23 protein-coding genes and 1 pseudogene are annotated in these 23,838 nt (G+C 52.0%); 20 read left to right on the top strand and 4 right to left on the bottom strand.

Annotation, left to right across the window (positions count from 1 at the left end; genetic code table 11):
* The first annotated feature begins 1 nt into the window (after position 1).
* From amiB to AB4H76_RS20680, 19 genes and pseudogenes are all read left to right on the top strand, one after another.
* On the top strand, positions 2-1,339 hold the full coding sequence (gene amiB, locus AB4H76_RS20770; RefSeq protein WP_000990333.1) for an N-acetylmuramoyl-L-alanine amidase AmiB: 1,338 nt from the start codon (positions 2-4) through the stop codon (positions 1,337-1,339).
* A gap of 9 nt (positions 1,340-1,348) precedes the next feature.
* A complete protein-coding gene (gene mutL, locus AB4H76_RS20765) occupies positions 1,349-3,196 on the top strand; it encodes a DNA mismatch repair endonuclease MutL (protein ID WP_085452760.1) in 1,848 nt (615 codons plus the stop codon).
* Positions 3,189-4,139, top strand: coding sequence for a tRNA (adenosine(37)-N6)-dimethylallyltransferase MiaA (gene miaA, locus AB4H76_RS20760; RefSeq protein WP_001280345.1), 951 nt, complete (start codon positions 3,189-3,191; stop codon positions 4,137-4,139). Before mutL ends, miaA begins: the two co-directional genes overlap by 8 nt.
* 85 nt (positions 4,140-4,224) lie before the next feature.
* Positions 4,225-4,533: an RNA chaperone Hfq gene (hfq, locus tag AB4H76_RS20755; RefSeq protein WP_001051883.1), complete on the top strand. Its 309-nt coding sequence runs from the start codon at positions 4,225-4,227 to the stop codon at positions 4,531-4,533.
* Positions 4,534-4,608: 75 nt separating this feature from the next.
* Entirely contained in the window at positions 4,609-5,889 is a 1,281-nt protein-coding gene (hflX, locus tag AB4H76_RS20750) for a ribosome rescue GTPase HflX (RefSeq protein WP_000460360.1), read from the top strand.
* An 85-nt stretch (positions 5,890-5,974) separates the two neighbouring features.
* Positions 5,975-7,234, top strand: a complete 1,260-nt coding sequence (gene hflK, locus AB4H76_RS20745; protein WP_000312488.1) for an FtsH protease activity modulator HflK — start codon at positions 5,975-5,977, stop codon at positions 7,232-7,234.
* Between the two features lie 2 nt (positions 7,235-7,236).
* On the top strand, positions 7,237-8,241 hold the full coding sequence (hflC, locus tag AB4H76_RS20740; protein ID WP_001232412.1) for a protease modulator HflC: 1,005 nt from the start codon (positions 7,237-7,239) through the stop codon (positions 8,239-8,241).
* A 74-nt stretch (positions 8,242-8,315) separates the two neighbouring features.
* On the top strand, positions 8,316-8,513 hold the full coding sequence (locus AB4H76_RS20735; protein WP_001089295.1) for a DUF2065 domain-containing protein: 198 nt from the start codon (positions 8,316-8,318) through the stop codon (positions 8,511-8,513).
* A gap of 103 nt (positions 8,514-8,616) precedes the next feature.
* Complete coding sequence (purA, locus tag AB4H76_RS20730) at positions 8,617-9,915, top strand: adenylosuccinate synthase (RefSeq protein ID WP_000527955.1); 1,299 nt, start codon at positions 8,617-8,619, stop codon at positions 9,913-9,915.
* Between the two features lie 204 nt (positions 9,916-10,119).
* A complete protein-coding gene (gene nsrR, locus AB4H76_RS20725; RefSeq protein ID WP_001177644.1) occupies positions 10,120-10,545 on the top strand; it encodes a nitric oxide-sensing transcriptional repressor NsrR in 426 nt (141 codons plus the stop codon).
* Positions 10,546-10,583: 38 nt separating this feature from the next.
* Positions 10,584-13,025: a ribonuclease R gene (gene rnr / locus AB4H76_RS20720; RefSeq protein ID WP_000076332.1), complete on the top strand. Its 2,442-nt coding sequence runs from the start codon at positions 10,584-10,586 to the stop codon at positions 13,023-13,025.
* Positions 13,026-13,204: 179 nt separating this feature from the next.
* Entirely contained in the window at positions 13,205-13,936 is a 732-nt protein-coding gene (rlmB, locus tag AB4H76_RS20715) for a 23S rRNA (guanosine(2251)-2'-O)-methyltransferase RlmB (RefSeq protein ID WP_001293282.1), read from the top strand.
* Positions 13,937-14,062: 126 nt separating this feature from the next.
* The gene (locus tag AB4H76_RS20710) at positions 14,063-14,464 is read left to right on the top strand and encodes a YjfI family protein (RefSeq protein ID WP_077492118.1); all 402 of its coding nucleotides are present in this window, start codon (positions 14,063-14,065) and stop codon (positions 14,462-14,464) included.
* Positions 14,465-14,482: 18 nt separating this feature from the next.
* Positions 14,483-15,181: a PspA/IM30 family protein gene (locus AB4H76_RS20705; RefSeq protein WP_000511955.1), complete on the top strand. Its 699-nt coding sequence runs from the start codon at positions 14,483-14,485 to the stop codon at positions 15,179-15,181.
* Positions 15,182-15,231: 50 nt separating this feature from the next.
* Positions 15,232-15,891: a YjfK family protein gene (locus tag AB4H76_RS20700; RefSeq protein ID WP_000012550.1), complete on the top strand. Its 660-nt coding sequence runs from the start codon at positions 15,232-15,234 to the stop codon at positions 15,889-15,891.
* A 17-nt stretch (positions 15,892-15,908) separates the two neighbouring features.
* Positions 15,909-16,307, top strand: coding sequence for a DUF350 domain-containing protein (locus AB4H76_RS20695; protein ID WP_000547760.1), 399 nt, complete (start codon positions 15,909-15,911; stop codon positions 16,305-16,307).
* 9 nt (positions 16,308-16,316) lie between these two features.
* On the top strand, positions 16,317-16,955 hold the full coding sequence (locus tag AB4H76_RS20690) for a DUF1190 domain-containing protein (RefSeq protein WP_000101685.1): 639 nt from the start codon (positions 16,317-16,319) through the stop codon (positions 16,953-16,955).
* A 2-nt stretch (positions 16,956-16,957) separates the two neighbouring features.
* A pseudogene (locus AB4H76_RS20685) lies at positions 16,958-18,121 on the top strand (glutathionylspermidine synthase family protein).
* A gap of 83 nt (positions 18,122-18,204) precedes the next feature.
* Positions 18,205-19,830: an isovaleryl-CoA dehydrogenase gene (locus AB4H76_RS20680; RefSeq protein WP_001295190.1), complete on the top strand. Its 1,626-nt coding sequence runs from the start codon at positions 18,205-18,207 to the stop codon at positions 19,828-19,830.
* A gap of 116 nt (positions 19,831-19,946) precedes the next feature.
* On the opposite strand, the gene yjfN is transcribed toward AB4H76_RS20680, so the two are convergent.
* Positions 19,947-20,222: a DUF1471 family protease activator YjfN gene (gene yjfN, locus AB4H76_RS20675; RefSeq protein ID WP_000811566.1), complete on the bottom strand. Its 276-nt coding sequence runs from the start codon at positions 20,220-20,222 to the stop codon at positions 19,947-19,949.
* Positions 20,223-20,370: 148 nt separating this feature from the next.
* A complete protein-coding gene (gene bsmA / locus AB4H76_RS20670) occupies positions 20,371-20,700 on the bottom strand; it encodes a biofilm peroxide resistance protein BsmA (protein ID WP_000254633.1) in 330 nt (109 codons plus the stop codon).
* A gap of 181 nt (positions 20,701-20,881) precedes the next feature.
* On the opposite strand from bsmA, the gene yjfP reads away from it, so the two are divergent.
* Positions 20,882-21,631, top strand: coding sequence for an esterase (yjfP, locus tag AB4H76_RS20665; protein ID WP_000569679.1), 750 nt, complete (start codon positions 20,882-20,884; stop codon positions 21,629-21,631).
* Here yjfP and ulaR read toward each other — a convergent pair.
* Together ulaR and ulaG are read right to left on the bottom strand one after the other, a co-directional pair.
* Positions 21,628-22,383, bottom strand: coding sequence for an HTH-type transcriptional regulator UlaR (ulaR, locus tag AB4H76_RS20660; RefSeq protein WP_000133631.1), 756 nt, complete (start codon positions 22,381-22,383; stop codon positions 21,628-21,630). The genes yjfP and ulaR overlap by 4 nt on opposite strands.
* A 107-nt stretch (positions 22,384-22,490) precedes the next feature.
* Positions 22,491-23,555 (bottom strand): L-ascorbate 6-phosphate lactonase, encoded by a 1,065-nt coding sequence (gene ulaG, locus AB4H76_RS20655; RefSeq protein WP_001301370.1) that lies wholly within the window; start codon positions 23,553-23,555, stop codon positions 22,491-22,493.
* Between the last annotated feature and the right edge of the window lie 283 nt (positions 23,556-23,838).

Below are 23,838 nucleotides of genomic sequence, written 5' to 3'. Positions count from 1 at the left end.
GATGATGTATCGCATCAGAAATTGGTTGGTAGCGACGCTGCTGCTGCTGTGCACGCCGGTGGGTGCCGCGACGCTCTCTGATATTCAGGTTTCTAACGGTAATCAACAGGCGCGGATAACGTTGAGTTTTATTGGCGATCCTGATTATGCGTTTAGCCATCAAAGCAAACGCACCGTGGCGCTCGATATCAAACAAACGGGCGTGATTCAGGGACTGCCGTTGTTGTTCAGCGGCAATAATCTGGTGAAGGCGATTCGCTCTGGAACGCCTAAAGATGCACAAACGCTACGGCTGGTGGTCGATCTTACCGAAAACGGTAAAACCGAAGCGGTGAAGCGGCAGAATGGCAGCAATTACACTGTCGTCTTTACGATTAACGCCGATGTGCCGCCACCGCCTCCTCCGCCGCCCGTGGTTGCGAAACGCGTTGAGACGCCTGCGGTTGTCGCACCGCGCGTCAGCGAACCGGCGCGCAATCCGTTTAAAACGGAAAGTAACCGCACTACGGGTGTTATCAGCAGTAATACGGTAACGCGTCCGGCAGCGCGCGCGACGGCTAACACTGGCGATAAAATTATCATCGCTATTGATGCCGGACACGGCGGTCAGGACCCTGGCGCTATCGGCCCCGGTGGTACGCGGGAGAAAAATGTCACCATCGCCATCGCGCGTAAATTGCGTACTTTGCTCAATGACGATCCGATGTTTAAAGGCGTTTTAACCCGTGACGGGGATTACTTTATCTCGGTGATGGGGCGCAGTGATGTGGCACGTAAGCAAAACGCCAATTTCCTCGTGTCGATTCACGCTGATGCCGCACCGAACCGCAGTGCGACTGGCGCTTCCGTATGGGTGCTCTCTAACCGTCGCGCCAACAGTGAAATGGCCAGCTGGCTGGAGCAGCACGAGAAACAGTCGGAGCTGCTGGGTGGGGCGGGTGATGTGCTGGCGAACAGTCAGTCTGACCCCTATTTAAGCCAGGCGGTGCTGGATTTACAGTTCGGTCATTCCCAGCGGGTAGGGTATGATGTAGCGACCAGTATGATCAGTCAGTTGCAACGCATTGGCGAAATACATAAACGTCGACCAGAACACGCCAGCCTTGGCGTTCTGCGCTCGCCGGATATCCCATCAGTACTGGTCGAAACCGGTTTTATCAGCAACAACAGCGAAGAACGTTTGCTGGCGAGCGACGATTACCAACAACAGCTGGCAGAAGCCATTTACAAAGGCCTGCGCAATTACTTCCTTGCGCATCCGATGCAATCTGCGCCGCAGGGTGCAACGGCACAAACTGCCAGTACGGTGACGACGCCAGATCGCACGCTGCCAAACTAAGGACGATTGATGCCAATTCAGGTCTTACCGCCACAACTGGCGAACCAGATTGCCGCAGGTGAGGTGGTCGAGCGACCTGCGTCGGTAGTCAAAGAACTAGTGGAAAACAGCCTCGATGCAGGTGCGACGCGTATCGATATTGATATCGAACGCGGTGGGGCGAAACTTATCCGCATTCGTGATAACGGCTGCGGTATCAAAAAAGATGAGCTGGCGCTGGCGCTGGCTCGTCATGCCACCAGTAAAATCGCCTCTCTGGACGATCTCGAAGCCATTATCAGCCTGGGCTTTCGCGGTGAGGCGCTGGCGAGTATCAGTTCGGTTTCCCGCCTGACGCTCACTTCACGCACCGCAGAACAGCAGGAAGCCTGGCAGGCCTATGCCGAAGGGCGCGATATGAACGTGACGGTAAAACCGGCGGCGCATCCTGTGGGGACGACGCTGGAGGTGCTGGATCTGTTCTACAACACCCCGGCGCGGCGCAAATTCCTGCGCACCGAGAAAACCGAATTTAACCACATTGATGAGATCATCCGCCGCATTGCGCTGGCGCGTTTCGACGTCACGATCAACCTGTCGCATAACGGTAAAATTGTGCGTCAGTACCGCGCAGTGCCGGAAGGCGGGCAAAAAGAACGGCGCTTAGGCGCGATTTGCGGCACCGCTTTTCTTGAACAAGCGCTGGCGATTGAATGGCAACACGGCGATCTCACGCTACGCGGCTGGGTGGCCGATCCAAATCACACCACGCCCGCACTGGCAGAAATTCAGTATTGCTACGTGAACGGTCGCATGATGCGCGATCGCCTGATCAATCACGCGATCCGCCAGGCCTGCGAAGACAAACTGGGGGCCGATCAGCAACCGGCATTTGTGTTGTATCTGGAGATCGACCCACATCAGGTGGACGTCAACGTGCACCCCGCCAAACACGAAGTGCGTTTCCATCAGTCGCGTCTGGTGCATGATTTTATCTATCAGGGCGTGCTGAGCGTGCTACAACAGCAACTGGAAACGCCGCTACCGCTGGACGATGAACCCCAACCTGCACCGCGTTCCATTCCGGAAAACCGCGTGGCGGCGGGGCGCAATCACTTTGCAGAACCGGCAGCTCGTGAGCCGGTAGCTCCGCGCTACACTCCTGCGCCAGCATCAGGCAGTCGTCCGGCTGCCCCCTGGCCGAATGCGCAGCCAGGCTACCAGAAACAGCAAGGTGAAGTGTATCGCCAGCTTTTGCAAACGCCCGCGCCGATGCAAAAATTAAAAGCGCCGGAACCGCAGGAACCTGCACTTGCGGCGAACAGTCAGAGTTTTGGTCGGGTACTGACTATCGTCCATTCCGACTGTGCGTTGCTGGAGCGCGACGGCAACATTTCACTTTTATCCTTGCCAGTGGCAGAACGTTGCCTGCGTCAGGCACAATTGACGCCGGGTGAAGCGCCCGTTTGCGCCCAGCCGCTGCTGATTCCGTTGCGGCTAAAAGTTTCTGCCGAAGAAAAATCGGCATTAGAAAAAGCGCAGTCTGCCCTGGCGGAATTGGGTATTGATTTCCAGTCAGATGCACAGCATGTGACCATCAGGGCAGTGCCTTTACCCTTACGCCAACAAAATTTACAAATCTTGATTCCTGAACTGATAGGCTACCTGGCGAAGCAGTCCGTATTCGAACCTGGCAATATTGCGCAGTGGATTGCACGAAATCTGATGAGCGAACATGCGCAGTGGTCAATGGCACAGGCCATAACCCTGCTGGCGGACGTGGAACGGTTATGTCCGCAACTTGTGAAAACGCCGCCGGGTGGTCTGTTACAATCTGTTGATTTACATCCGGCGATAAAAGCCCTGAAAGATGAGTGATATCAGTAAGGCGAGCCTGCCTAAGGCGATTTTTTTGATGGGGCCGACGGCCTCCGGTAAAACGGCGTTAGCCATTGAGCTGCGTAAAATTTTACCAGTAGAGTTGATAAGCGTTGATTCTGCCCTTATTTACAAAGGGATGGATATCGGGACGGCGAAGCCGAACGCTGAAGAGTTACTCGCCGCGCCGCACCGATTGCTGGATATTCGCGATCCGTCGCAGGCTTACTCGGCTGCTGATTTTCGCCGCGATGCGCTGGCGGAAATGGCCGATATCACCGCGGCGGGGCGGATCCCACTGTTAGTGGGCGGTACGATGTTGTATTTCAAGGCATTGCTGGAAGGGTTGTCGCCGCTACCGTCGGCAGACCCGGAAGTACGGGCCAGAATTGAGCAACAGGCGGCAGAGCAAGGTTGGGAGTCATTGCATCGTCAACTTCAGGAGGTAGATCCGGTTGCGGCAGCAAGGATTCATCCAAATGATCCACAAAGGCTTTCCCGGGCACTGGAAGTTTTTTTCATTTCGGGTAAAACTTTAACGGAACTGACGCAAACGTCAGGAGACGCTCTACCGTATCAGGTGCATCAGTTCGCCATCGCCCCGGCGAGCCGTGAACTGCTCCATCAACGCATTGAGCAGCGTTTTCATCAGATGTTGGCTTCAGGTTTTGAAGCAGAAGTCCGGGCGCTTTTTGCCCGAGGAGATTTGCATACGGACTTGCCTTCCATTCGTTGCGTGGGTTATCGCCAGATGTGGTCTTACCTTGAAGGCGAAATCTCATACGATGAAATGGTTTATCGAGGTGTTTGCGCCACGAGACAGTTGGCGAAGCGGCAGATAACCTGGCTGCGTGGTTGGGAAGGGGTTCACTGGCTTGACAGTGAAAAACCAGAACAGGCGCGTGACGAAGTATTACAGGTTGTTGGTGCTATCGCAGGCTGAATGTGTACAATTGAGACGTATCGTGCGCAATTTTTTCAGAATCGAAAGGTTCAAAGTACAAATAAGCATATAAGGAAAAGAGAGAATGGCTAAGGGGCAATCTTTACAAGATCCGTTCCTGAACGCACTGCGTCGGGAACGTGTTCCAGTTTCTATTTATTTGGTGAATGGTATTAAGCTGCAAGGGCAAATCGAGTCTTTTGATCAGTTCGTGATCCTGTTGAAAAACACGGTCAGCCAGATGGTTTACAAGCACGCGATTTCTACTGTTGTCCCGTCTCGCCCGGTTTCTCATCACAGTAACAACGCCGGTGGCGGTACCAGCAGTAACTACCATCATGGTAGCAGCGCGCAGAATACTTCCGCGCAACAGGACAGCGAAGAAACCGAATAAGGTTTCGGGCTGTTTTTTTACACGGGGAGCCAGCGATCCTGCGTTCCCCGCTGATCTATTTAGAGGGTTATACGCTTGTTTGACCGTTATGATGCTGGTGAGCAGGCGGTACTGGTACACATCTATTTTACGCAAGACAAAGATATGGAAGACCTCCAGGAGTTTGAATCTCTGGTCTCTTCCGCCGGTGTCGAAGCATTGCAGGTGATTACCGGTAGCCGTAAAGCGCCGCACCCAAAGTATTTTGTAGGTGAAGGTAAAGCAGTTGAAATTGCGGAAGCTGTCAAAGCGACGGGTGCTTCGGTCGTTCTTTTTGACCATGCCCTGAGCCCGGCGCAAGAGCGTAACCTGGAGCGTTTGTGCGAGTGTCGTGTTATCGACCGCACCGGCCTTATTTTAGATATTTTCGCCCAACGTGCGCGTACCCATGAGGGTAAGTTGCAGGTTGAGCTGGCGCAGCTGCGCCATCTGGCTACGCGCCTGGTGCGTGGCTGGACCCACCTTGAAAGACAGAAAGGCGGGATAGGTTTGCGTGGTCCGGGTGAAACCCAGCTCGAAACCGACCGTCGTTTGTTGCGTAATCGCATCGTGCAGATACAGTCGCGCCTGGAAAGAGTTGAAAAGCAGCGTGAGCAGGGGCGGCAATCGCGTATCAAAGCCGACGTTCCTACTGTTTCGCTGGTGGGATATACCAACGCCGGTAAATCTACCCTTTTCAATCGCATCACCGAAGCGCGGGTCTACGCGGCAGACCAGTTGTTTGCCACCCTCGACCCGACGTTGCGGCGTATTGACGTTGCAGATGTCGGTGAAACCGTACTTGCAGATACCGTAGGGTTTATTCGCCACCTGCCGCACGATCTGGTGGCGGCATTTAAAGCCACGTTACAAGAGACGCGGCAAGCCACATTACTGCTGCACGTCATTGATGCGGCGGATGTGCGTGTACAAGAAAACATCGAAGCGGTGAATACGGTTCTTGAAGAGATCGACGCTCACGAGATCCCAACCCTGCTGGTGATGAACAAGATCGATATGCTGGAAGATTTCGAACCGCGTATTGATCGGGACGAAGAGAACAAACCGATCCGTGTCTGGCTTTCCGCACAGACCGGAGCGGGGATACCACAGCTTTTTCAGGCTTTGACGGAGCGGCTTTCCGGCGAGGTGGCGCAGCATACATTGCGTCTGCCACCGCAGGAAGGGCGTCTGAGAAGTCGTTTTTATCAGCTTCAGGCAATAGAAAAAGAGTGGATGGAGGAGGACGGCAGCGTAAGTCTGCAAGTTCGTATGCCGATCGTTGACTGGCGTCGCCTCTGTAAACAAGAACCGGCGTTGATCGATTACCTGATCTAACGGCGTAGCGTCTGAAGCGTGGAGTCATATCCTCTGGCGTCGAAAGACAACAGGGATCACCGCATAACAAATATGGAGCACAAACATGGCGTGGAATCAGCCCGGTAATAACGGACAAGACCGCGACCCGTGGGGAAGCAGCAAACCTGGCGGCAACTCTGAGGGAAATGGAAACAAAGGCGGTCGCGATCAAGGGCCACCTGATTTAGATGATATCTTCCGCAAACTGAGCAAAAAGCTCGGTGGTCTGGGCGGCGGTAAAGGCACCGGATCTGGCGGTGGCAGTTCATCGCAAGGCCCGCGCCCGCAGCTTGGCGGTCGTGTCGTTACCATCGCAGCGGCAGCGATTGTCATTATCTGGGCGGCCAGTGGTTTCTATACCATTAAAGAAGCCGAACGCGGCGTGGTAACACGCTTTGGTAAATTCAGCCATCTGGTTGAGCCGGGTCTGAACTGGAAACCGACGTTTATCGACGAAGTCAAACCGGTGAACGTGGAAGCCGTGCGTGAACTGGCCGCTTCTGGTGTGATGCTGACGTCGGACGAGAACGTAGTGCGCGTTGAGATGAACGTGCAGTACCGCGTCACCAATCCGGAAAAATATCTGTATAGCGTGACCAGCCCGGATGACAGCCTGCGTCAGGCTACCGACAGCGCCCTGCGTGGAGTTATCGGTAAATACACCATGGACCGCATTCTGACGGAAGGTCGTACCGTGATTCGTAGCGATACTCAGCGCGAACTGGAAGAGACGATTCGTCCGTATGACATGGGTATCACGCTGCTGGACGTCAACTTCCAGGCTGCTCGTCCGCCGGAAGAAGTAAAAGCGGCGTTTGACGATGCGATTGCCGCGCGTGAAAACGAACAGCAATACATTCGTGAAGCAGAAGCGTATACCAACGAAGTTCAGCCGCGTGCGAACGGTCAGGCGCAACGTATCCTCGAAGAGGCGCGTGCGTACAAGGCCCAGACCATCCTGGAAGCCCAGGGTGAAGTGGCGCGCTTTGCTAAACTTCTGCCGGAATATAAAGCCGCGCCGGAAATTACTCGCGAGCGTCTGTATATCGAGACGATGGAAAAAGTGTTGGGCAACACCCGCAAAGTGCTGGTTAACGATAAAGGTGGCAACCTGATGGTTCTGCCGTTAGACCAGATGCTGAAAGGTGGTAACGCCCCTGCGGCGAAGAGCGATAACGGTGCCAGCAATCTGCTGCGTCTGCCGCCAGCCTCTTCCTCCACAACCAGTGGAGCAAGCAACACGTCGTCCACCAGTCAGGGCGATATTATGGACCAACGCCGCGCCAACGCGCAGCGTAACGACTACCAGCGTCAGGGGGAATAACGATGCGTAAGTCAGTTATCGCGATTATCATCATCGTGCTGGTAGTGCTTTACATGTCTGTCTTTGTCGTCAAAGAAGGTGAGCGCGGTATTACGCTGCGTTTTGGTAAGGTACTGCGTGACGATGACAACAAACCTCTGGTTTATGAGCCGGGTCTGCATTTCAAGATACCGTTCATTGAAACGGTGAAAATGCTCGACGCACGTATTCAGACCATGGACAACCAGGCCGACCGCTTTGTGACCAAAGAGAAGAAAGACCTGATCGTCGACTCTTACATCAAATGGCGCATCAGCGATTTCAGCCGTTACTACCTGGCAACGGGTGGTGGCGACATTTCGCAAGCGGAAGTGCTGTTGAAACGTAAGTTCTCTGACCGTCTGCGTTCTGAAATTGGTCGCCTGGACGTGAAAGACATCGTCACCGATTCCCGTGGTCGTCTGACCCTCGAAGTACGTGACGCGCTGAACTCCGGTTCTGCGGGTACAGAAGATGAAGTTACTACCCCGGCGGCAGATAACGCCATTGCCGAAGCGGCAGAGCGCGTAACGGCTGAGACGAAGGGCAAAGTTCCGGTCATCAACCCGAACAGTATGGCGGCGCTGGGTATTGAAGTTGTCGATGTGCGAATTAAGCAGATCAACCTGCCTACCGAAGTGTCTGAAGCGATCTACAACCGTATGCGCGCCGAGCGTGAAGCGGTAGCGCGTCGTCACCGTTCACAAGGTCAGGAAGAAGCGGAAAAACTGCGCGCGACTGCCGACTATGAAGTGACCAGAACGCTGGCAGAAGCTGAGCGTCAGGGCCGTATCATGCGTGGTGAAGGCGATGCCGAAGCAGCCAAACTGTTTGCTGATGCATTCAGTAAAGATCCGGACTTCTACGCATTCATCCGTAGCCTGCGTGCTTATGAGAACAGCTTCTCTGGCAATCAGGACGTGATGGTCATGAGCCCGGATAGCGATTTCTTCCGCTACATGAAGACGCCGACTTCCGCAACGCGTTAATATAACGACTGCGGTACAGGTCAATAAAGCCACCGCATCCTCAGGGATGTCGGTGGTTTTCTTTTTCTATATGAATGAATTCGACAATCTGGCTGGCGCTTGCCCTGGTTTTGGTACTGGAAGGTTTAGGGCCGATGCTTTACCCGAAGGCATGGAAGAAGATGATCTCTGCGATGACCAATTTGCCCGATAATATTTTACGTCGTTTTGGCGGTGGACTTGTGGTTGCGGGCGTTGTGGTCTACTACATGTTGAGGAAAACGATTGGCTGAACAAAAAACAGACTGATCGAGGTCATTTTTGAGTGCAAAAAGTGCTGTAACTCTGAAAAAGCGATGGTAGAATCCATTTTTAAGCAAACGGTGATTTTGAAAAATGGGTAACAACGTCGTCGTACTGGGCACCCAATGGGGTGACGAAGGTAAAGGTAAGATCGTCGATCTTCTGACTGAACGGGCTAAATATGTTGTACGCTACCAGGGCGGTCACAACGCAGGCCATACTCTCGTAATCAACGGTGAAAAAACCGTTCTCCATCTTATTCCATCAGGTATTCTCCGCGAGAATGTAACCAGCATCATCGGTAACGGTGTTGTGCTGTCTCCGGCCGCGCTGATGAAAGAGATGAAAGAACTGGAAGACCGTGGCATCCCCGTTCGTGAGCGTCTGCTGCTGTCTGAAGCATGTCCGCTGATCCTTGATTATCACGTTGCGCTGGATAACGCGCGTGAGAAAGCGCGTGGCGCGAAAGCGATCGGCACCACCGGTCGTGGTATCGGGCCTGCTTATGAAGATAAAGTAGCACGTCGCGGTCTGCGTGTTGGCGACCTTTTCGACAAAGAAACCTTCGCTGAAAAACTGAAAGAAGTGATGGAATATCACAACTTCCAGTTGGTTAACTACTACAAAGCTGAAGCGGTTGATTACCAGAAAGTTCTGGATGATACGATGGCTGTTGCCGACATCCTGACTTCTATGGTGGTTGACGTTTCTGACCTGCTCGACCAGGCGCGTCAGCGTGGCGATTTCGTCATGTTTGAAGGTGCGCAGGGTACGCTGCTGGATATCGACCACGGTACTTATCCGTACGTAACTTCTTCCAACACCACTGCTGGTGGCGTGGCGACCGGTTCCGGCCTGGGCCCGCGTTATGTTGATTACGTTCTGGGTATCCTCAAAGCTTACTCCACTCGTGTAGGTGCAGGTCCGTTCCCGACCGAACTGTTTGATGAAACTGGCGAGTTCCTCTGCAAGCAGGGTAACGAATTCGGCGCAACTACGGGGCGTCGTCGTCGTACCGGCTGGCTGGACACCGTTGCCGTTCGTCGTGCGGTACAGCTGAACTCCCTGTCTGGCTTCTGCCTGACTAAACTGGACGTTCTGGATGGCCTGAAAGAGGTTAAACTCTGCGTGGCTTACCGTATGCCGGATGGTCGCGAAGTGACTACCACTCCGCTGGCAGCTGACGACTGGAAAGGTGTAGAGCCGATTTACGAAACCATGCCGGGCTGGTCTGAATCCACCTTCGGCGTGAAAGATCGTAGCGGTCTGCCGCAGGCGGCGCTGAACTACATCAAGCGTATTGAAGAGCTGACTGGTGTGCCGATCGATATCATCTCTACCGGTCCGGATCGTACTGAAACCATGATTCTGCGCGATCCGTTCGACGCGTAATTCTGGTACGCCTGGCAGATATTTTGCCTGCCGGGCTAACAGTGTGATACATTGCTGTGTCGGTTAAGCCATTACGCTATCCGACACAGTGTTAAATCCTCGCTTTTTTCCTTCCCCGAACTGAAATAAATTAGCGACACAGCTTGTGGCTGGTTTATCATCAATATAAATGTATTTTTTCCCGATTTCCCTTTTGAGGTTGATGTGCAGTTAACGAGTTTCACTGATTACGGATTACGTGCGCTGATCTACATGGCGTCATTGCCAGAAGGGCGGATGACCAGTATTTCTGAAGTGACTGACGTCTACGGCGTCTCCCGTAATCATATGGTCAAAATAATCAATCAACTTAGTCGTGCCGGCTACGTGACTGCTGTTCGTGGAAAAAATGGCGGCATTCGCCTGGGTAAATCGGCGAGTGCGATACGTATTGGTGATGTGGTGCGCGAGCTGGAGCCCTTATCGCTGGTGAATTGCAGCAGTGAGTTTTGCCACATTACACCTGCCTGTCGGTTGAAACAGGCGCTTTCTAAGGCCGTGCAAAGTTTTCTTACGGAACTGGATAACTACACGCTTGCCGATTTGGTTGAAGAGAATCAACCGCTTTATAAATTATTGCTGGTGGAGTGACGAAAATCTTCATCAGAGATGACAACGGAGGAACCGAGATGTCACAAGATCCTTTCCAGGAACGCGAAGCTGAAAAATACGCGAATCCCATCCCTAGTCGGGAATTTATCCTCGAACATTTAACCAAACGTGAAAAACCGGCCAGCCGTGATGAGCTGGCGGTAGAACTGCACATTGAAGGCGAAGAGCAGCTTGAAGGCCTGCGTCGCCGCCTGCGCGCGATGGAGCGCGATGGTCAACTGGTCTTCACTCGTCGTCAGTGCTATGCGCTGCCGGAACGCCTCGACCTGGTGAAAGGTACCGTTATTGGCCACCGTGATGGCTACGGCTTTCTGCGGGTTGAAGGGCGTAAAGATGATTTGTATCTCTCCAGCGAGCAGATGAAAACCTGCATTCATGGCGATCAGGTGCTGGCGCAGCCGCTGGGCGCTGACCGTAAAGGTCGTCGTGAAGCGCGTATTGTCCGCGTACTGGTGCCAAAAACCAGCCAGATTGTTGGTCGCTACTTTACTGAAGCGGGCGTCGGCTTTGTGGTTCCTGACGATAGCCGTCTGAGCTTCGATATCTTAATCCCGCCCGATCAGATCATGGGCGCGCGGATGGGCTTTGTGGTCGTAGTCGAACTGACTCAGCGTCCGACTCGCCGCACCAAAGCGGTGGGTAAAATCGTCGAAGTGCTGGGCGACAATATGGGCACCGGCATGGCGGTTGATATCGCTCTGCGTACCCATGAAATTCCGTACATCTGGCCGCAGGCTGTTGAGCAACAGGTTGCCGGGCTGAAAGAAGAAGTGCCGGAAGAAGCAAAAGCGGGCCGTGTTGATCTGCGCGATTTACCGCTGGTCACCATTGATGGCGAAGACGCCCGTGACTTTGACGATGCAGTTTACTGCGAGAAAAAACGCGGCGGCGGCTGGCGTTTATGGGTCGCGATTGCCGACGTCAGCTACTATGTGCGTCCGTCAACGCCGCTGGACAGAGAAGCGCGTAACCGTGGCACGTCGGTGTACTTCCCTTCGCAGGTTATCCCGATGCTGCCGGAAGTGCTCTCTAACGGCCTGTGTTCGCTCAACCCGCAGGTAGACCGCCTGTGTATGGTGTGCGAGATGACGGTTTCGTCGAAAGGCCGCCTGACGGGCTACAAATTCTACGAAGCGGTGATGAGCTCTCACGCGCGTCTGACCTACACCAAAGTCTGGCATATTCTGCAGGGCGATCAGGATCTGCGCGAGCAGTACGCCCCGCTGGTTAAGCATCTCGAAGAGTTGCATAACCTCTATAAAGTGCTGGATAAAGCCCGTGAAGAACGCGGTGGGATCTCATTTGAGAGCGAAGAAGCGAAGTTCATTTTCAACGCTGAACGCCGTATTGAACGTATCGAACAGACTCAGCGTAACGACGCGCACAAATTAATTGAAGAGTGCATGATTCTGGCGAATATCTCGGCGGCGCGTTTCGTTGAGAAAGCGAAAGAACCGGCACTGTTCCGTATTCACGACAAGCCGAGCACCGAAGCGATTACCTCTTTCCGTTCAGTGCTGGCGGAGCTGGGGCTGGAACTGCCGGGCGGTAACAAGCCGGAACCGCGTGACTACGCGGAGCTGCTGGAGTCGGTTGCCGATCGTCCTGATGCAGAAATGCTGCAAACCATGCTGCTGCGCTCGATGAAACAGGCGATTTACGATCCAGAAAACCGTGGTCACTTTGGCCTGGCATTGCAGTCCTATGCGCACTTTACTTCGCCGATTCGTCGTTATCCAGACCTGACGCTGCACCGCGCCATTAAATATCTGCTGGCGAAAGAGCAGGGGCATCAGGGCAACACCACTGAAACCGGCGGCTACCATTATTCGATGGAAGAGATGCTGCAACTGGGTCAGCACTGTTCGATGGCGGAACGTCGTGCCGACGAAGCAACGCGCGATGTGGCTGACTGGCTGAAGTGTGACTTCATGCTCGACCAGGTAGGTAACGTCTTTAAAGGCGTAATTTCCAGCGTCACTGGCTTTGGCTTCTTCGTCCGTCTGGACGACTTGTTCATTGATGGTCTGGTCCATGTCTCTTCGCTGGACAATGACTACTATCGCTTTGACCAGGTAGGGCAACGCCTGATGGGGGAATCCAGCGGCCAGACTTATCGCCTGGGCGATCGCGTGGAAGTTCGCGTCGAAGCGGTTAATATGGATGAGCGCAAAATCGACTTTAGCCTGATCTCCAGCGAACGCGCACCGCGCAACGTCGGTAAAACGGCGCGCGAGAAAGCGAAAAAAGGCGATGCAGGTAAAAAAGGCGGCAAGCGTCGTCAGGTCGGTAAAAAGGTAAACTTTGAGCCAGACAGCGCCTTCCGCGGTGAGAAAAAAACGAAGCCGAAAGCGGCGAAGAAAGACGCGAGAAAAGCGAAAAAGCCATCGGCGAAAACGCAGAAAATAGCTGCAGCGACCAAAGCGAAGCGTGCGGCGAAGAAAAAAGTGGCAGAGTGATCAATACCCTCTTTAAAAGAAGAGGGTTAGATTGCTGACAAAATGCGCTTTGTTCATGCCGGATGCGGCGTGAACGCCTTATCCGGCCTACATAATCACGCAAATTCAATATATTGCAGAGATCATGTAGGCCGGATAAACGTAGTGCATCAGGCAAAACGTAAACAACGAGTACATTAATGAGCGAAATGATTTACGGCATCCACGCAGTGCAGGCCCTGCTGGAGCGCGCCCCTGAACGTTTTCAGGAAGTCTTTATTTTAAAAGGCCGTGAAGATAAACGTCTGTTACCGCTGATTCACGCCCTTGAGTCTCAGGGCGTGGTTATCCAGTTGGCAAACCGCCAATATCTCGACGAGAAAAGCGACGGTGCCGTGCATCAGGGCATTATCGCCCGCGTGAAGCCAGGACGTCAGTATCAGGAAAACGATCTGCCGGATCTGATCGCTTCGCTCGATCAACCGTTCCTGCTGATCCTCGACGGCGTAACCGATCCGCACAACCTCGGCGCGTGCCTGCGTAGTGCGGACGCCGCAGGCGTTCATGCGGTGATTGTGCCGAAAGATCGCTCCGCACAGCTCAACGCTACGGCGAAAAAAGTAGCCTGCGGCGCGGCAGAAAGCGTTCCGCTGATTCGGGTGACTAACCTTGCGCGCACCATGCGTATGTTGCAGGAAGAGAATATCTGGATCGTCGGTACGGCAGGCGAGGCGGATCATACACTCTATCAGAGCAAAATGACCGGACGCCTGGCGCTGGTGATGGGTGCGGAAGGTGAAGGTATGCGTCGCCTGACTCGTGAACATTGCGATGAGTTGATCAGCATCCCGATGGCTGGAAGCGTTTCTTCCCTGAACGTTTCGGTTGCGACCGGAATTTGCTTATTTGAAGCGGTGCGCCAGCGCAGCTAATTTCTCAGAATTATGAAAAGCCATCCAGATTTGGATGGTTTTTTTTTGTCTATAGCTGGTAAGATAATTACGTATTGCAAATATTCATTTTATTAATATTTAAACTTAATCTATATGGAATAATATATGACATGGAATCCGTTGGCGCTAGCGACGGCGCTGCAAACTTTACCTGAACAAAATATTGATGTAACAAATAGCGAGAACGCATTAATTATTAAAATGAATGATTATGGCGATTTGCAAATCAATATTCTTTTTACTTCCCGCCAAATGATTATCGAAACCTTTATTTGTCCGGTGAGTAGTATCAGCAATCCAGATGAATTTAATACCTTCTTATTAAGAAATCAGAAGATGATGCCGTTGTCATCGGTAGGGATCTCCAGCGTACAACAGGAAGAGTATTACATTGTTTTCGGGGCGTTATCGCTTAAATCTTCTCTTGAAGATATCCTGCTTGAGATAACCTCGCTGGTAGATAACGCATTGGATCTGGCTGAAATTACAGAAGAATATTCACACTAATTACAAGGACGGGTATTTATGGGAATTTTAAAAAGTTTATTTACGCTGGGGAAATCGTTTATCTCCCAGGCGGAAGAATCCATTGAAGAAACCCAGGGCGTGCGCATGCTGGAACAGCATATTCGTGACGCTAAAGCTGAACTCGATAAAGCCGGAAAATCTCGCGTTGATCTGCTGGCGCGGGTGAAATTAAGTCACGATAAGCTGAAAGATTTACGTGAGCGCAAAGCCAGTCTGGAAGCCCGTGCGCTGGAAGCGTTAAGCAAGAACGTTAATCCGTCGTTGATTAACGAAGTTGCTGAAGAAATCGCGCGCCTTGAGAATCTCATTACCGCTGAAGAGCAAGTGTTGTCGAATCTGGAAGTCTCCCGTGATGGCGTGGAAAAAGCAGTTACAGCGACAGCGCAGCGTATCGCTCAGTTTGAGCAGCAAATGGAAGTCGTTAAAGCCACTGAAGCCATGCAGCGTGCACAACAGGCTGTAACAACCTCTACCGTTGGCGCATCTTCCAGCGTTTCGACAGCGGCAGAATCCTTAAAACGCCTGCAAACGCGTCAGGCCGAACGTCAGGCTCGCCTGGATGCTGCCGCACAGTTGGAGAAAGTCGCAGACGGTCGCGACCTTGACGAAAAGCTGGCGGAAGCCGGAATTGGCGGTAGCAATAAAAGTAGCGCCCAGGATGTATTAGCAAGACTGCAACGCCAACAGGGCGAGTAATTTTTTTGCCAGCCTCGCTAAAAGGCTGGCAACTATTTTAAGGATAAAATATGTCTGGTTTTTTCCAGCGTCTGTTTGGCAAGGATAATAAGCCAGCTATCGCTCGTGGTCCGCTGGGACTTCATCTCAATAGTGGCTTTACGCTCGACACGTTAGCGTTTCGTTTGCTGGAAGATGAATTGCTGATTGCGCTGCCGGGTGAGGAATTTACGGTAGCCGCCGTCAGCCACATCGATCTGGGCGGCGGTAGTCAGATTTTCCGCTACTACACTTCAGGCGATGAGTTTCTGCAAATCAATACCACCGGCGGCGAAGATATTGATGACATTGATGATATCAAGCTCTTTGTCTATGAAGAGAGCTACGGTATCAGTAAAGAGAGTCACTGGCGCGAGGCGATCAACGCCAAAGCGATGGGAGCAATGACCTTAAACTGGCAGGAAAAACGCTGGCAGCGATTTTTTAACAGCGAAGAACCGGGAAATATCGAACCCGTCTACATGCTGGAAAAAGTAGAAAATCAAAACCATGCCAAATGGGAGGTCCATAATTTTACCATGGGCTACCAACGGCAAGTAACCGAAGATACTTACGAATATTTGCTGCTAAATGGTGAGGAATCTTTTAACGATCTCGGCGAGCCAGAGTGGTTATTTTCGCGCGCGTTGGGTGTCGATATCCCGCTGACATCACTTCATATTATTGGTTAATTACAAGGACGTTTACAATGCATATACTGGATTCACTTCTTGCCTTTAGCGCCTATTTTTTTATTGGCGTGGCTATGGTGATTATTTTTCTGTTTATCTATTCTAAAATTACACCGCACAACGAATGGCAGTTAATCAAAAACAATAATACCGCGGCGTCACTGGCGTTCAGCGGTACATTGTTGGGTTACGTTATCCCCTTATCCAGTGCGGCAATCAATGCGGTGAGTATTCCAGACTATTTCGCCTGGGGCGGGATTGCACTGGTGATTCAGTTACTCGTTTTTGCTGGTGTCAGACTTTATATGCCCGCATTAAGCGAAAAAATTATTAATCACAATACCGCAGCAGGAATGTTTATGGGAACCGCCGCGCTGGCTGGCGGTATTTTTAACGCAGCTTGTATGACATGGTAATGGACGATCATGGCCAGAAAACGCAAATCAAGAAATAACAGTAAAATTGGTCACGGAGCGATTAGTCGCATTGGTAGACCGAATAATCCTTTTGAACCGCGTCGCAATCGCTACGCACAAAAATACTTAACGTTGGCGCTAATGGGCGGTGCCGCTTTTTTCGTATTGAAAGGTTGTAGCGATAGTAGCGATGTCGATAACGACGGCGACGGAACGTTTTACGCGACAGTGCAGGATTGTATTGATGACGGTAATAATGCCGACATTTGCGCGCGTGGCTGGAACAACGCCAAAACGGCATTTTATGCCGATGTTCCGAAGAATATGACTCAGCAGAACTGTCAGTCTAAGTACGAAAATTGCTACTACGACAATGTTGAACAGAGTTGGATCCCGGTCGTTTCTGGATTTTTGTTAAGCCGGGTTATTCGTAAAGATCGCGATGAGCCGTTTGTTTATAACAGCGGCGGTTCCTCTTTTGCTTCGCGCCCAGTCTGGCGCAGCACTTCTGGTGATTACTCTTGGCGCTCCGGTTCTGGCAAAAAAGAGTCTTACTCTTCGGGCGGCTTTACCACCAAAAAAGCGTCTACCGTTTCTCGCGGCGGCTATGGTCGTTCTTCCAGCGCCCGTGGGCATTGGGGAGGCTAATCATGCTGAGACACAACGTTCCTGTGCGACGGGATCTGGACCAGATCGCCGCTGACAACGGTTTCGACTTTCATATCATCGACAATGAAATCTATTGGGATGAGAGTCGGGCTTACCGTTTTACTCTGCGCCAGATTGAAGAGCAGATCGAAAAACCGACTGCGGAACTGCATCAGATGTGCCTTGAGGTGGTGGATCGCGCGGTAAAAGATGAAGAGATCCTGACGCAACTGGCGATCCCGCCGTTGTACTGGGATGTGATCGCTGAAAGCTGGCGCGCCCGCGATCCTTCGCTGTATGGACGGATGGATTTTGCCTGGTGTGGCAATGCGCCGGTGAAGCTGCTGGAGTACAACGCCGATACGCCAACTTCATTGTACGAGTCGGCTTATTTCCAGTGGCTGTGGCTGGAGGATGCCCGGCGCAGCGGCATTATTCCGCGTGATGCCGATCAGTACAATGCTATTCAGGAACGCCTGATTTCACGCTTTAGCGAGCTTTACAGTCGGGAACCGTTTTATTTTTGCTGCTGTCAGGACACCGATGAAGACAGGAGTACCGTGCTGTACTTGCAGGACTGCGCCCAGCAGGCAGGGCAGGAGTCGCGGTTTATCTACATTGAAGATCTCGGTTTGGGCGTCGGCGGCGTACTGACCGATCTTGATGATAATGTCATCCAGCGTGCATTTAAGCTGTATCCGCTGGAGTGGATGATGCGTGACGATAACGGTCCGCTGCTGCGCAAGCGTCGCGAGCAATGGGTGGAGCCGTTATGGAAAAGTATCTTGAGTAATAAAGGGCTAATGCCGCTGCTTTGGCGCTTCTTCCCTGGTCATCCTAACCTTCTTGCATCCTGGTTTGAGGGTGAAAAATCGCAGATTGCCGCTGGCGAAAGCTATGTGCGTAAACCGCTCTACTCGCGCGAAGGCGGAAATGTCACCATTTTCGACGGCTAGAATAACGTCGTTGACCACGCTGATGGTGATTACGCCGATGAACCGATGATCTACCAGGCGTTTCAACCTCTGCCGCGGTTTGGCGATAGCTACACACTCATCGGTAGCTGGATTGTCGATGATGAAGCGTGCGGAATGGGGATCCGTGAAGATAACACACTGATCACCAAAGACACCTCACGTTTCGTTCCGCATTACATTGCTGGATAAGAATGTTTTAGCAATCTCTTTCTGTCATGAATCCATGGCAGTGACCATACTAATGGTGACTGCCATTGATGGAGGGAGACACAGTGCACTGGCAAACTCACACCGTTTTTAATCAACCTATACCATTAAATAACAGCAACTTATACCTGTCTGATGGCGCGCTCTGCGAAGCGGTAACGCGTGAAGGTGCTGGCTGGGATAGCGATTTTCTAGCCAGTATTGGTCAGCAGTTAGGAACGGCTGAATCCCTTGAACTGGGGCGGCTGGCGAATGTGAATCCGCCTGAATTATTGCGCTACGATGCGCAAGGACGCCGTCTGGACGATGTGCGTTTTCACCCCGCCTGGCACCTGCTGATGCAGGCGCTATGTACCAATCGGGTGCACAATCTTGCCTGGGAAGAAGACGCTCGCTCCGGCGCATTTGTGGCGCGCGCGGCGCGTTTTATGTTACATGCGCAGGTTGAGGCAGGGTCGTTATGTCCGATAACCATGACCTTTGCCGCCACGCCATTGTTGTTACAGATGTTACCCGCGCCGTTTCAGGACTGGACCACGCCGCTATTGAGCGATCGCTACGATTCTCACTTATTGCCAGGTGGGCAAAAACGCGGTTTGTTGATTGGCATGGGAATGACGGAAAAGCAGGGCGGTTCCGATGTTATGAGCAACACCACCCGTGCAGAGCGTCTGGAAGATGGCTCTTATCGGCTGGTGGGGCATAAATGGTTTTTCTCGGTTCCGCAAAGCGATGCGCATCTGGTGCTGGCGCAGACCGCGGGTGGTCTGTCCTGCTTTTTTGTGCCGCGCTTTTTGCCTGACGGGCAACGCAACGCGATTCGCCTCGAGCGGCTGAAAGATAAGCTGGGTAATCGCTCTAACGCCAGTTGCGAAGTGGAGTTTCAGGATGCCATTGGTTGGTTGTTGGGGCAGGAAGGGGAAGGAATTCGTCTGATCCTGAAAATGGGTGGGATGACGCGTTTTGATTGCGCCCTGGGTAGCCATGCCATGATGCGCCGTGCATTTTCGCTGGCGATTTATCATGCACATCAACGCCATGTTTTTGGTAATCCATTGATCCAACAGCCCCTTATGCGTCATGTCTTAAGTCGCATGGCACTTCAGCTTGAAGGGCAAACGGCGTTGCTGTTTCGTCTTGCGCGAGCGTGGGACCGGCGTGCCGATGCCAAAGAAGCCCTGTGGGCGCGTTTATTTACGCCTGCGGCAAAATTTGTGATCTGCAAAAGAGGTATGCCGTTTGTGGCCGAAGCGATGGAGGTGCTGGGCGGCATTGGTTATTGCGAGGAGAGCGAGCTGCCGCGGCTTTACCGGGAGATGCCGGTAAACAGTATTTGGGAAGGTTCCGGCAATATTATGTGCCTGGATGTGTTGCGCGTTCTCAATAAGCAAGCGGGCGTATACGACTTATTGTCGGAAGCATTTGTGGAAGTGAAAGGGCAGGATCGCTATTTTGATCGCGCGGTTCGTCGTTTACAGCAGCAGCTGCGTAAGCCAGCTGAAGAACTGGGGCGAGAGATTACTCATCAGCTATTCCTGCTGGGCTGCGGTGCGCAAATGTTGAAATATGCTTCTCCGCCAATGGCGCAGGCGTGGTGTCAGGTGATGTTAGATACGCGCGGCGGCGTACGGTTGTCAGAGCAGATCCAGAATGATTTATTGCTGCGGGCGACGGGGGGAGTGTGTGTGTAAGCGTATACGACTGATGCGACGCTGGTTTCGATTAACTAAATGAAATATGTGAAAATTGTAGGCCGGACAAGGCGCTCGCGCCGCATCCGGCATTGTTCATTTGCTGTAGATGACACTCATGCATACAGTATCGCCTGTACGCGCCAGTTATCAGGCTGCTGGTCTTCGTACATGGTAATAATGCGGTACCATGACGCACCTTGTTCATCGGCCTTTAACGCCACGATACGTTCCACGTCCTGCGGATCCCCTGAAATATTGCTAACTGAGATCTGACCTATTTCATTCAGGCCCGTCACGCAGTCAGCACTGGCGAATTCTGCAGACTGTGCCGTGGCGCTCGCAGGATAAGTCACTAATTGCAGCGAGGGTGAGGCAAGTAATTGTTTCATCGTCAGCTCCATTTTTCGTTTCCCCACATGTTGCAGGGCATTCCATCGCGGTAATAAACGCCCAGGCTTCCAGCCGGTAATTTATTGTGCACAGGTAAACGCATAGGGACGCAAAGCAATGTAAAGCTGACTATGTAAGTTGTCTGATTTATTTACGGTACAAAATGGCTTGTGAATACCACTGTCCTGTCACGATGGTTTCGTCCACCATGACGACAACGTAATAATCAGCTTTTGCAGCGACAGCTTTCGCTTTGATTTCTGCTAATGCGTCATCCGGAGAACCCCGAACCATCGTGCTTACGCTACCTATTCGCTGTAACCCTTGCGTCTGGTCGCGGCGAATCTCTTGCGGATGGTCCGTTACTGGCGGTGCTGGCTGTGGCGTACCTTGCAGTGCGCTACAGGCACTTAACATCAACACCAATAATAAACTGGCAAACCGGTAAATAACGCTATTACGTTTCCTGCTAACCATAGTGTAGTGCCTTATTAATTTAACTTTGGGGGAATGTTCCCGAATTGTTACCTGGTACGCGATTTTCGAATGAAAACGTGACGAAAGCGTAACCCACATCTCAACATTATGAACTAATACCGCCAGCAGAAACTTGTGCTAAGGATTTCTTCATGTCATACCAGACAAAAAGGAGAGACAGATGATTGAAATAGAATCACGCGAGCTGGCAGATATTCCCGTTCTTCATGCTTATCCTGTCGGACAAAAAGATACCCCGTTACCGTGCGCGATTTTTTATCACGGCTTTACTTCGTCCAGTCTGGTGTATAGCTATTTTGCCGTTGCGCTGGCGCAGGCTGGTTTGCGGGTGATCATGCCGGATGCGCCCGATCACGGTAGTCGTTTTAGTGGCGACGCAGCGCGGCGGTTAAATCAATTCTGGCAAATCTTGCTACAAAGTATGCAGGAATTCACTACTTTACGTGCGGCAATAGCCGAAGAAAAGTGGCTGCTTGATGACCGTCTGGCAGTCGGTGGTGCGTCGATGGGCGCGATGACGGCACTGGGGATTACCGCTCGCCACCCCACGGTGAGATGTACCGCCAGCATGATGGGATCGGGCTATTTTACATCACTCGCCCGTTCACTGTTTCCACCGCTGATACCTGAAACGACAGCACAGCAGAATGAATTCAATAACATTGTCGCGCCGCTGGCAGAGTGGGAAGCGACAAACCACCTGGAACAACTTAGTGACAGACCTCTACTGCTGTGGCATGGCCTCGACGATGACGTTGTGCCTGCCGACGAATCACTACGTTTGCAGCAGGCCTTAAGCGAGACGGGACGGGATAAACTGCTAACCTGTTCATGGCAGCCAGGCGTGCGTCACCGCATTACGCCTGAGGCGTTAGATGCTGCAGTGACATTTTTCCGCCAGCATCTTTAAACACGCAGAATGCTGACCCCTTGCGCTTCCAGTTGTTGCAGGATTTCCGGGTTAGCATTTTTGCCGGTGATCAGCATATCAATTTGATCGGCACGGCTAAAAAGCATTCCCGCGCGTTCGCCAATCTTACTGCTATCAACCAGTACCACCAGTTTCCCTACCACGCTCAGCATCTTCTGCTCTGCCATTGCCGTCAGCATATCGGTTTTATACAACCCTTCTGCTGTCAGTCCTTTGCCGCTGGTAAACATCCAGTGCCCGGCATAGAGACTGTTTTCGCTGCCCTGCGGGCTTAAAGTGATGGACTGACTTTTGTTGTACTGTCCGCCCATAATGATCACGCTGTCATGTTCTTGATCGATCAGGTAATTTGCCAGCGGTAGATAATTAGTGATGATTTGCACTGGCTTGCCACACATTTCCCGCCCAAGCAGAAACGCGGTGGAGCCGCAGTTGATGACTACGCTTTCGCCCGGATTAACCAGCTGCGAGGCCGCTTTAGCGATACGTACTTTTTCATCGTGATTCTGCGCCTGATGCAGATTCATCGGCGTCCAGCGCGGGCGCTGTTGGGTAATAGCTTCTGCGCCATTGCGCACTTTTTTCAGTTTGCCGCTTTCGTCAAGTTTATTGATATCGCGTCGCGCAGTGGCAGGCGAAATTCCCAGACGCTCAACGACTTTCTCAACGGTCACAAAGCCCAATTGTGCGAGCATTTCCAGGAGGATTTGATGTCTTTGTGCTTCAGTCATGAGCTATTCCGATAAAATTTGATTTTTTTAGATGATATTTGAAATAGCCAGGAAATACTACGCCGGATAGCGCGAACTACTCCACGCTATCCGGTATAAACGACAGATTACAGGAATGACTTGAACGGCAGATCCGGTTCAATAGTGAAGCAATCATCGAAACCACGCGGATAGTGGTACTCGAAGTTGTCTTTATCCAACGGCCAGGTAAATTTGCCGCCAACCTGCCAGATAAACGGCTTGAAGCCATACTTCAGGCGATCTTTTTTCATCTCCCACAGCACGCGGATCTCTTGCGGATCGGCCTGGAAGTTTGACCAGATATCGTGGTGGAACGGGATAACCACTTTCGCATTCAGGGCTTCACCCATACGCAGCATATCGGCGCTGGTCATTTTGTCGGTGATACCGCGCGGGTTTTCGCCGTATGAACCTAAAGCCACGTCGATCTGATGTTCGTTACCGTGCTTCGCATAATAGTTAGAGTAGTGGGAGTCGCCGCTGTGATACAGGGAGCCGCCAGGCGTTTTGAACAGATAGTTCACCGCGCGATCGTCCATGCCGTCCGGCAGTACGCCAGCCGCTTTTTGATCGGCAGGCAGGGTGATCAGTGCAGTACGGTCGAAAGCGTCAAGCGCATGAATTTCAATGTCTTTCACTTTTACAACATCGCCCGGTTTGACCACGATGCAACGCTCTTTCGGTACGCCCCAGCCAATCCACAAATCCACACAGGTTTTCGGTCCAATGAACGGTACGTCATCAGCACAGTTCTGCATCACAGCAGCAGCGACGTTGACGTCGATATGATCGTTGTGATCGTGAGTCGCCAGTACCGCGTCGACCTGGCGAATCGCAAACGGATCAAGAACAAACGGGGTGGTGCGCAGGTTTGGCTGCAGTTTTTTCACGCCAGCCATGCGCTGCATTTGGTGACCCTGTTTCATTAACGGGTTACCGTGACTTTGTTTGCCAGTGCCGCACCAGAAATCAACGCAAACGTTGGTGCCACCTTCCGATTTTAACCAGATCCCGGTGCAGCCAAGCCACCACATCGCAAATGTGCCAGGAGCGACCTGTTCTTGTTCAATTTCTTCATTCAACCAGCTACCCCACTCCGGGAAAGTGCTCAGGATCCAGGATTCACGGGTGATACTTTTCACTTTACTCATCGCCATTTACCTTCATGATAGTTCAATTCGAATCAATATTTGATTGGTTTTGATTAATCCTGACACTATTTTTTCAGGAAGGCAATGACCATTTTTTGACTTTTTGCCAGGGAAGTTGTTGTTGATTTTGAGTGTGGAAAGATTTAATGGAATGTGTAGTTAAATTAACTAAATGAATTTAAATAAATAATTGTTTCTTTGTGTGAATCCCACTCTATCCGTGTGGAATTATTTGCGGGTCGCGTCACATTTAATCATAAATAATCTTGTTGTGATTACTTTT

Source organism: Escherichia sp. UTM R2 (assembly GCF_048593455.1).
In the GTDB taxonomy this organism is placed as follows: Bacteria; Pseudomonadota; Gammaproteobacteria; order Enterobacterales; family Enterobacteriaceae; genus Escherichia; species Escherichia coli.
The sequence above is the reverse complement of the archived record's forward strand: the minus strand, read 5'-3'. Positions and strand labels throughout refer to the sequence as shown.

Coding starts and splice junctions, on each gene's coding strand:
- amiB (WP_000990333.1), top strand. CDS start 2: ATGATGTATCGCATCAGAAATTGGTTGGTAGCGACGCTGCTGCTGCTG.
- mutL (WP_085452760.1), top strand. CDS start 1,349: ATGCCAATTCAGGTCTTACCGCCACAACTGGCGAACCAGATTGCCGCA.
- miaA (WP_001280345.1), top strand. CDS start 3,189: ATGAGTGATATCAGTAAGGCGAGCCTGCCTAAGGCGATTTTTTTGATG.
- hfq (WP_001051883.1), top strand. CDS start 4,225: ATGGCTAAGGGGCAATCTTTACAAGATCCGTTCCTGAACGCACTGCGT.
- hflK (WP_000312488.1), top strand. CDS start 5,975: ATGGCGTGGAATCAGCCCGGTAATAACGGACAAGACCGCGACCCGTGG.
- hflC (WP_001232412.1), top strand. CDS start 7,237: ATGCGTAAGTCAGTTATCGCGATTATCATCATCGTGCTGGTAGTGCTT.
- AB4H76_RS20735 (WP_001089295.1), top strand. CDS start 8,316: ATGAATTCGACAATCTGGCTGGCGCTTGCCCTGGTTTTGGTACTGGAA.
- purA (WP_000527955.1), top strand. CDS start 8,617: ATGGGTAACAACGTCGTCGTACTGGGCACCCAATGGGGTGACGAAGGT.
- rnr (WP_000076332.1), top strand. CDS start 10,584: ATGTCACAAGATCCTTTCCAGGAACGCGAAGCTGAAAAATACGCGAAT.
- rlmB (WP_001293282.1), top strand. CDS start 13,205: ATGAGCGAAATGATTTACGGCATCCACGCAGTGCAGGCCCTGCTGGAG.
- AB4H76_RS20710 (WP_077492118.1), top strand. CDS start 14,063: ATGACATGGAATCCGTTGGCGCTAGCGACGGCGCTGCAAACTTTACCT.
- AB4H76_RS20705 (WP_000511955.1), top strand. CDS start 14,483: ATGGGAATTTTAAAAAGTTTATTTACGCTGGGGAAATCGTTTATCTCC.
- AB4H76_RS20700 (WP_000012550.1), top strand. CDS start 15,232: ATGTCTGGTTTTTTCCAGCGTCTGTTTGGCAAGGATAATAAGCCAGCT.
- AB4H76_RS20695 (WP_000547760.1), top strand. CDS start 15,909: ATGCATATACTGGATTCACTTCTTGCCTTTAGCGCCTATTTTTTTATT.
- AB4H76_RS20690 (WP_000101685.1), top strand. CDS start 16,317: ATGGCCAGAAAACGCAAATCAAGAAATAACAGTAAAATTGGTCACGGA.
- yjfN (WP_000811566.1), bottom strand. CDS start 20,222: ATGAAACAATTACTTGCCTCACCCTCGCTGCAATTAGTGACTTATCCT.
- bsmA (WP_000254633.1), bottom strand. CDS start 20,700: ATGGTTAGCAGGAAACGTAATAGCGTTATTTACCGGTTTGCCAGTTTA.
- yjfP (WP_000569679.1), top strand. CDS start 20,882: ATGATTGAAATAGAATCACGCGAGCTGGCAGATATTCCCGTTCTTCAT.
- ulaR (WP_000133631.1), bottom strand. CDS start 22,383: ATGACTGAAGCACAAAGACATCAAATCCTCCTGGAAATGCTCGCACAA.
- ulaG (WP_001301370.1), bottom strand. CDS start 23,555: ATGAGTAAAGTGAAAAGTATCACCCGTGAATCCTGGATCCTGAGCACT.